General features: G+C 62.9%; 8 protein-coding genes and 1 pseudogene. 8 read left to right on the top strand and 1 reads right to left on the bottom strand.

What is annotated here, in order from left to right:
• The 8 genes and pseudogenes from ASG62_RS27935 to ASG62_RS17735 all read left to right on the top strand — a co-directional run.
• Window positions 1-348 (top strand): transposase (locus ASG62_RS27935; RefSeq protein ID WP_200945540.1); only part of this gene is annotated, 348 nt, incomplete at its 5' end.
• 398 nt (window positions 349-746) lie between these two features.
• Complete coding sequence (locus tag ASG62_RS17770) at window positions 747-1,169, top strand: thiol-disulfide oxidoreductase DCC family protein (protein ID WP_056692281.1); 423 nt, start codon at window positions 747-749, stop codon at window positions 1,167-1,169.
• Between the two features lie 52 nt (window positions 1,170-1,221).
• Window positions 1,222-2,907, top strand: a complete 1,686-nt coding sequence (locus ASG62_RS17765; RefSeq protein ID WP_056692278.1) for an SDR family oxidoreductase — start codon at window positions 1,222-1,224, stop codon at window positions 2,905-2,907.
• A gap of 809 nt (window positions 2,908-3,716) precedes the next feature.
• Window positions 3,717-4,223 (top strand): GbsR/MarR family transcriptional regulator, encoded by a 507-nt coding sequence (locus ASG62_RS17755; RefSeq protein ID WP_200944654.1) that lies wholly within the window; start codon window positions 3,717-3,719, stop codon window positions 4,221-4,223.
• Window positions 4,224-4,294: 71 nt separating this feature from the next.
• Window positions 4,295-4,717 (top strand): hypothetical protein, encoded by a 423-nt coding sequence (locus ASG62_RS17750; protein ID WP_056692269.1) that lies wholly within the window; start codon window positions 4,295-4,297, stop codon window positions 4,715-4,717.
• The gene (locus tag ASG62_RS17745) at window positions 4,717-5,958 is read left to right on the top strand and encodes an SDR family oxidoreductase (RefSeq protein WP_056692266.1); all 1,242 of its coding nucleotides are present in this window, start codon (window positions 4,717-4,719) and stop codon (window positions 5,956-5,958) included. The genes ASG62_RS17750 and ASG62_RS17745 overlap by 1 nt, the downstream gene beginning before the upstream one ends.
• A 4-nt stretch (window positions 5,959-5,962) precedes the next feature.
• A pseudogene (locus tag ASG62_RS17740) lies at window positions 5,963-6,432 on the top strand (DUF2269 family protein).
• A 272-nt stretch (window positions 6,433-6,704) separates the two neighbouring features.
• On the top strand, window positions 6,705-7,286 hold the full coding sequence (locus tag ASG62_RS17735; protein WP_056692263.1) for a recombinase family protein: 582 nt from the start codon (window positions 6,705-6,707) through the stop codon (window positions 7,284-7,286).
• 369 nt (window positions 7,287-7,655) lie between these two features.
• On the opposite strand, the gene ASG62_RS17730 is transcribed toward ASG62_RS17735, so the two are convergent.
• On the bottom strand, window positions 7,656-7,993 hold a 338-nt coding region (locus ASG62_RS17730; RefSeq protein ID WP_156382225.1), incomplete at its 5' end, for an integrase core domain-containing protein.

Below are 7,993 nucleotides of genomic sequence, written 5' to 3'. Positions count from 1 at the left end.
CGCCAGGACGGCGCCGCCCGCCACCGCACTTTGACGCTGGAGGCCGGCGAGTTCATCCGCCGCTTCCTCCTCCACGTCCTGCCCCGCGGCTTCCATCGCATCCGACACTACGGCTTCCTCACAGGGCCGAACCGCAAGGAGAAGCTCGATCGCATCCGCGTGCTGCTCGGCACGCCGCCCGCGGCTCAACCCGCCACCACGGCACCGGACAAAGACGAGCCGCCCGCCTTCCGCTCGACCGGTCCGTGCTGCGGCGGCTGCATGAGCGTCGTCGGCATCTTCCTGCGCTGGCGGCAGCCGCGAGGACCGCCGCCGCGATCATCGCCCAACCGAGAGGGCTCGCCATGATCCGGCATGGCACTGTATCCCCATCCGCCCGAGACCATATGCTCCGAGGCGCAATCCCGTGCGGCCCTGTGACAGGAGAATGCGCCCGACGGCCTTCTCCCGGCGCTCCCTCACCCGTCTCCACGACGTCGCCGCTTTCCCAATGGCAGGGGCATGATCGGCATTGCGTGCTACCCGGCGGGAACTGCACCTTGCTCCTGCATTGCCGTCAGGCGAAAACCCCATAGACCACCGACCGGCATCCCGCAGGTTCGTTCTTCCGCGACTTTCGTACGCCTCGCGGCGCCCGAAACTCTTCAGGTTTGCCGACAGTCCGCTTCCGGCGATCAGTCGACAGATGCAGACATTCTCGAACGCACTTCCCCATGACTGCCTAAACCGGCTAAGAGTTTCGGGTGATGACCATGTCCCACTCAGCAACGCGTTCGACCGGTCCGATCATCCTTTTCGATGCCGAATGCGTCTTGTGCACGACAAACGCCCGGTTCGTTTTGGAACGAGACCGCAAGGCGGTGTTTCGTCTTGCCTCCATGCAGGGCGAGATCGGACGATCGCTCTACCTCAGACACGGGATGGATCCGAGAGATCCCACCAGCTTGCTTGTCGTAGACGGTGATAGGATACGCCGCGACAGCGACGCCGTCCTCACCATCTACGAAACGCTCGGCCTTCCCTGGTCGCTTGTCCTGGTGCTCCGGATCATACCTGCTGCTTTGCGTGACCCCGTCTACCGCTTCGTCGCGCGTCATCGCTATCGTGTGTTTGGCCGGCGGGACACGTGCTGGGTTGCTCCGAAGGAGTATATGGACCGTATTCTGTGAGACCATCGATTGGCCGGCTCATCCAGATCCTTTCAGGCGGGAATGCCTTTCGATGAGGGTCCTGATCCTCGGCGGCTACGGCGTCTTTGGCGGACGTCTGGTCGAACTTCTGAGCGATATGAGCGGTCTGGAACTGGTGATCTGCGGGCGCAGCCTGGAGCGAGCGCAGAGCTTTTGCAGGTCGTATAGGGGCGTCGCTCGTGTCGAACCTCTCGCTCTCGACCGAGCGCAGATTTCAGATGCGCTGCGCCTGGAGAGGCCAAACCTGGTGGTGGACGCTTCGGGTCCCTTTCAGAATTATGGTTCGAATCCGTACCACGTGATCGAGTGCTGCATAGCGGCTGGGATCGACTATCTCGATTTCGCCGATGGTGCCGATTTCGTCTTCGGCGTCTCGACCTTCGACGAGAAGGCGAAGGCTGCCGGCGTCGTGGTCCTATCTGGCGTCAGCAGCTTTCCCGTGCTGACTGCTGCCGTCCTGCGCAAGATGGCTTCGACGATGGAGATACATGGTGTCGAGGGTGGCATCGCGCCTTCTCCCTTTGCCGGCATCGGGCTCAACGTCATGCGAGCGGTCGTCGGATATGCCGGCGGACCGGTGAAGTTGCTTCGCGATGGCAAGTCCGTCAGCGCCTTTGGCCTAACGGAAAGCCGTCGCTTCACGGTGGCCGTGCCAGGTCGCCTGCCTCTTCAAAACCTCCGTTTCTCGCTGGTGGACGTGCCAGACCTTCAGGTCATCCCGCCCGAGCATCCGTCGATGACCGAGATCTGGATGGGGGCCGGTCCACTGCCGGAGTCCTTGCACCGAATGCTCAACATCCTCGCCAAGTTACGGTCTCGGTTTGGGTTGCCGGCGCTTACGCCTTTTTCGAAGCTTTTCTACGCAGTCCTGAACCGGTTCCGCTTCGGCGAGCATCGTGGCGGAATGTTCGTCTCCGCCCGTGGCCGTTTCGAAGGGCGCGACATCGTCCGCAGTTGGCATCTGTTGGCGGAAGGCGACGACGGCCCCCTCATCCCGTCCATGGCGATCGAGGCACTCATTCGAAAGATGGCGCGTGGCGAACGACCGGAAAGTGGAGCCCGTTCAGCTGTACGCGCTCTGGAACTAGACGACTACGAGACGTTGTTCAAACGCCGCACCATCGTTTTCGGGTTCCGAGACGAAGATGACAGCGGCTCGATCTATCGCAGGGTTCTGGGACCGGCCATCGACGAGCTGCCCGCTCCCGTCCTCGACCTGCATTCTGGCTCCTCGCGGCGACGGTGGACTGGGTCGGCTAGCGTCCGGCGGGGAACCGGGATTTTAGCCCGTCTCGTCTGCGCAGCTTTCGGGTTCCCGGAAACGGCCGAGATGGTTCCAGCGACAGTCACGTTCACCCCGGAGCAGGGGGGTGAGCGGTGGACGCGAACCATTGGTCGAGCGACGTTCCACTCTCTTCAATCCTTAGGGACGGGGCGAGATCAATACCTCCTGATCGAGAAGTTCGGGATAGCACGTTTTTCGATCGCCTTAGTTCGCGACGGGAAGCGGCTCTTTTTCGTCCCTCGACGGTGGTCGATTTGGAAGATCCCAATGCCCATGGGTCTCCTGCCGACGGGCGAAAGCTTCGAAACCGAGATCAGCGGCCGGTTCGCTTTCGACATCACCATCAAAGCGCCTGTAGTCGGGCTTGTCGTCGCCTATCGTGGTACGCTGGAGCCCGAAACGCCTCTCGTGCCTTCGACCGCCGACAGCTGATTGAAGGCTGGTCCTTGGAGCGTCCGGTATGGGGAACGTCCACAAGCGCAATGAAAGTCTCTCAGGGGTCGACAGCGGACGGACCGCTGCCGGGTGACTGCTCTCTCGGCCGCCTGAGACCGGACGGGGTGGTTGGCGGTCAGCCTGGTTTTGGAGAGTGTGGGTCGATAAGCTGCCGTTCGCGTACACAAGGTAGCGGGGTGGCTATGAGGGTCTGCATCATTTTGATCTTCGCAACCCTGTTGACCTCAGCAACAGCGCTCTCTGCAGAGGAAGCCGGTGGGCCGCCCAGGATGGCTGAGCTAATAGCGCAAGGCTACAAGCCGGAGGCGTCGGGGGAACTGGTGATGAGACGTAAGCTGATCCCTCCTATGGACCAAGGGATCTTCGTGCGTGGCTACTATCCGTCTTGCATCGGTGCGCCGATCGCGAACATGCGGGATCGGATGGATACGTGCCAGGTTGATCGCACCTGGACGGATAAGGCAAAGTTTCATCGGATGGTGAAAGGCAATGTCGAGTTCGTTTGCGTCCTCTACGGCGACCACGAGTGCTATCTTGTCCATTGAGGATAGGAATGGTTTGACAGCCGAGGTCCACTTCCAGGCTCTCACCTCCTAAATTCTAATCGACGTGTCTGGGTCGCTAGCGGAACGGCACCTTTCCAGCGTCTTTGTTTGAAACTCGTTGCGGAACATGTGATCGACCCCATGAACGCTCCACCGCATCGAACCGCTTGACAGCACGCTTGGTTTCGGCAATTTCTGTCTCGACAGAAATTAGAGACCGCAATGCTTCTGACAACAACCATGGAAAAGTTCGTCCTGCACTGGGGCGAGATGGGGTCTCGGTGGGGCGTGAACCGGTCCGTGGCGCAGATCCATGCGCTCTTGTACCTGTCGGCGTCTCCCCTGCCGGCGGACGAGATCGCCGACGCCCTGGCCATCGCACGATCCAATGTGTCGAACAGTCTGAAGGAATTGCAGACCTACCAACTCGTCGAAGTGGTTCATCTGCGCGGGGATCGCCGCGATCATTTCAAGGCCGAGATCGACCCCTGGGAGATCATGCTAAGGATCGCGGAGGAGCGCAAACGGCGGGAGATCGATCCCGCCCTGACGATGCTGCGCGATTGCATCGACGAGTTGGATCGGGGCGGTGCCAGCGATCCGGTCACGCGCGAGCGTCTCGAGAGCATGGCGACGTTCCTGGACGACCTGTCCGGCTGGTACGACCAAGTGCGCCGACTTCCGCGCTCGACCTTATACCGCATCGTGAAGCTCGGCGGCAGCATCGCTGCCTTCATCCGGCGATAAGGCCAAAAAGAGAGACGCTCTTCGCCCAAATATTTCTCTTATTTCAGAATTGACCGAAGAAAGGAAAAGCCATGCCCTTCGACGCCGTCCTCTTCCTGATCGCTCTCCTCATCTCCTGCGCCAGTGCGGGGCTGGTCGTGTCGATTCTCTACCGCCCGCTCCTCCGGGTGATCGTCGATCTCTGCGGCACCGAGGAGCGAGCCCGTTTCTGGACGACCTATACGAGCATCATCCTCATGCTTTCGCCGGTCCTCGCCGTCAGCTTCGCCATGTCCACCAGTGACGACGGCCGCTACGATCCGCAGTTTCTCCAGAACTGCGTCTTCTGGTCGGCCGCGGCCCTGATGGCGGCGCTCATGGTCTTCGGCTTCGCCCTCTGGAAGCCCTCGATCCGGCTCTTCGACATCCAGCAGGATGAACGCACGCGCTCGATCCGGCAGGCCGCAACCCGGCATGACGTGGTCCCCCAGGACGCGAGCACAGGGCCTGTTTGATGAAGATCGGGCTCATCGGAGCGACCGGATTCATCGGTCGCCATGTCGCACGAGAGCTTCAGGCGCGAGGTCATAGCGTTCGTGCCTTCGGCCGCCGTCACGAGGAGCTCGATCGCCTCGGATTCCCCAGGTCGGTGACGATCCGGCCTAGAGCCTTCGACTGGTCGGCGCATCTCGGCGGCCTCGACGCCGTTGTCATCGCCACCGGCGCACTCGGCGGCGCGGACATGATCAAGGCTCATGAGGAGCTGCCGCGCCAAGTCGCTGAGGCCGCGGCCGGCGCCGGGATCCGGCACCTCGTCCTCGTCTCCGCCATCGGCGCGAGCCTCGATGCCCCGACGGCCTTTCTGCGCACGAAGGCCGAGGGCGAGCGGGCCGTTCTCGGTCAAGACAGGCTGGGCTGGATGGTCCTGCGTCCATCGCTCGTCTATGGTCCGGGCGGATCCAGCATGGATTTTCTCGCCGCCCTCGCCGCCTTCCCGATCCGGCCTCGCATCGCCAGCGCGCCGATCCGGCCGATCCTGGTGGACGATCTTGCGGCGGCGATCGCCGATATCCTGGAAAGCGAGGAGACGCTGCCGGCGACTGTCGACGCGGTCGGGCCGGGCCCGATCGTCCTCGACGATTATGTCGATGCGCTCGGGCGCTGGCTGGGCGTCACGCCTCGGCTCGTCGTCAGGCTGCCGCTGTCCTTCATCGTGCGAGCCGCGTCCTTCCTGCGCCTGCCGCTCGTCAACGAGGACATGGCAACGATGCTCGCGAACGGCGCGGACGGCGATCCGGAGGCCCTGTCGCGGCTGACTCGGACCCGGCCGTCCGACCTCGGGCAAGGCCTTGCCCGCCACCCGGCAACCCCTGCGGAACGGAGGATGGCGGCGCTGGCTCCCTGGCTGGAAGGCCTCTGGCTGTCGCTCGGTCTGTTCTGGATCGCATCGGGCCTGACGGCGCTCGCGAACATGGAGAGCGGCCGCGTTCTCCTCGCAGAGGCGAGCATCGGCGGCCGGCTGGCTTCAGCCATCGTGCTCGGCGGCGGGCTGTTCGACGTCGCGCTGGGGCTCCTGACGCTCGTCCGCCGCTATCGCCGGATGGCCGCGATCGCAGAGGTGCTGACCGTCCTCCTCTACACGGCGCTCGCAACCCTCATCGTGCCATCCGCTTGGGCCGATCCGCTCGGCCAGCTCATGAAGAACATCCCTATCGTCATGGCGACCTTCCTCCTCATTCAGCTTCCGAAGCGGTGACATCATGGACGGCTATCTCTGGATCAAATACGCCCACATCGTCGGCGCGACCGTGATCTTCGGAACCGGCATCGGTACCGCGTTCCAGATGGTCATGGCCCATCGAAGCGGCGAGGTGGCGGCATCGCGCTCGTTGCGCGCAACGTCGTCAAAGCCGACTGGCTGTTCACGACCCCCGCCGTCATCCTTCAACCGCTCACCGGCGCGACGATGGCGATCACTATGGGCTACAGCTTCTGGGACCGGTGGCTCTGGGTCTCGATCCTCCTTTATGCCCTCGCGGGCGTCTGCTGGCTTCCCGTCGTCTGGATCCAACTGCGAATGCGCGATCTGGCCGTCGAGGCCGCAAAGGCAGGCGAGCCGCTGCCGCTGGCCTACTTCCGGCTCTTCCGCTGGTGGTTCGCTCTGGGATGGCCGGCCTTCGGCGCCGTCCTCGTGATCTTTCACCTGATGATCGAGAAGCCCTTCGGCTGAGTGCAACGGTCGCGCCTCAGCGCTGATACATCGTCCCCGGATACGTTCGCGGCTTCTCACGTCTGCGGCCCAGAAGTGGACAGACCGCTTTCGGCCCGAGGACGCTTTACCATCGACTGCTTGTCCGGGTCGAAACCAGCCTTCAAGCTGATCGTCGACCAACGACCGTTTTCGCGACAATTCCTGCGTTCGTGGCCGTCGTCGAGAAGACTTGCCTTCCCCGTGTCGTAGATCCGTGTTGCATAATCACCGTCCTTCCGTGATGGTTAGGCATGAGTTCTGCGACAAAGATCGGCTATGCCCGGGTCTCCACCGATGACCAGCGCCTCGACCTCCAGCGTGATGCGCTGCTGGCCGCCGGCTGTAGCCGGATCTTCGAGGATAGAGCGTCGGGAGCACGAACGATCAGGCCCGGTCTCGACCAGGTGCTCTCACATCTGCGCGCGGGCGACACGCTTGTCATCTGGCGTCTCGACCGTCTCGGGCGGACGACCCATCAGCTTGTCGGCCTGCTCGAGCAGTTCGAACGGGACGGCATCAAGCTGCAATCGCTTCAGGACGGGATCGACCCCTCGACCGCGCTCGGACGCGCCATGCTCCAGATCGGTGCCGTGTTTGCCGAAATGGAGCGCAACCTCGTCCGCGAGCGGACGAAGGCAGGGCTGGCGGCAGCCAGGGCCCGGGGGCGGCTGGGTGGGCGCAAGCCGAAGATGGATGCCGCCATGCTCGACACGGCCAAGCGCCTGATGAAGGATCCCGATCTCACCATGGCCGAAATCGCCGAGCGGCTGGGCGTCAATCGGTCGACTCTCTATCGAGCGCTTGATCGCAAGACGGCCCCACAGCTGAAGTAGGGCGGGGCAGGGCGGCCTGGTCGGGTCATGCTGGCGAGATAGGATGCGAGGAGAACGAGAGGACCATGCCGATCAAGCCGGAGCTGCGTGGCTTCTACCCGATCGATTGGCGCGAGCTGTCTTACTCGGTGCGCTTTCGCCGGGCCAAGGGCGCCTGCGAACGCTGCGGGCGCCCGCACGGCAAGATGATCTGCGTTCTCGCGGACGGCCGCTGGTTCGACGAGGAGCGCGGCCAATGGCGCGATGGGCGAGGTAAGCGCGTTCGCACGAACATCGGCGTTCCCGCAGAACTGCCGGAGGGCTTTGGTCAGAGGTGGTCCTGTTTTTCGGACCATCCGGCGGCGGATTTAGAGTGGAACGCGGTTGTGGTTATGCCGCCAGTTTTTCATCGGCCCAGCTCATCGCGTAGGCTTCGTTCGGTGTCGCGTCTCGCAGGCTCGAATGCGGTCTCTCGGCGTTGTAGTAGCTGATCCAGGAGCCGATTTTACACCGAGCTTCGGAGCCGCTCTCGAAGGCGTGCAGATAGACGCATTCGTATTTGAGCGACCGCCACAGCCGCTCGATGAACCGATTGTCGATCCAGCGGCCGCGGCCGTCCATCGAGATTCTGATCCCGGCCGCCTTCAGCTTGTCGGTGAAGTCGGCACTGGTGAACTGCGAGCCTTGATCAGTGTTGAATATTTCCGGTTTGCCGAATTGGACTATGG

The sequence above is a fragment of the Aureimonas sp. Leaf427 genome (assembly GCF_001425485.1).
GTDB lineage: Bacteria > Pseudomonadota > Alphaproteobacteria > Rhizobiales > Rhizobiaceae > Plantimonas.
This window is presented reverse-complemented; position numbering and strand designations above follow the sequence as displayed.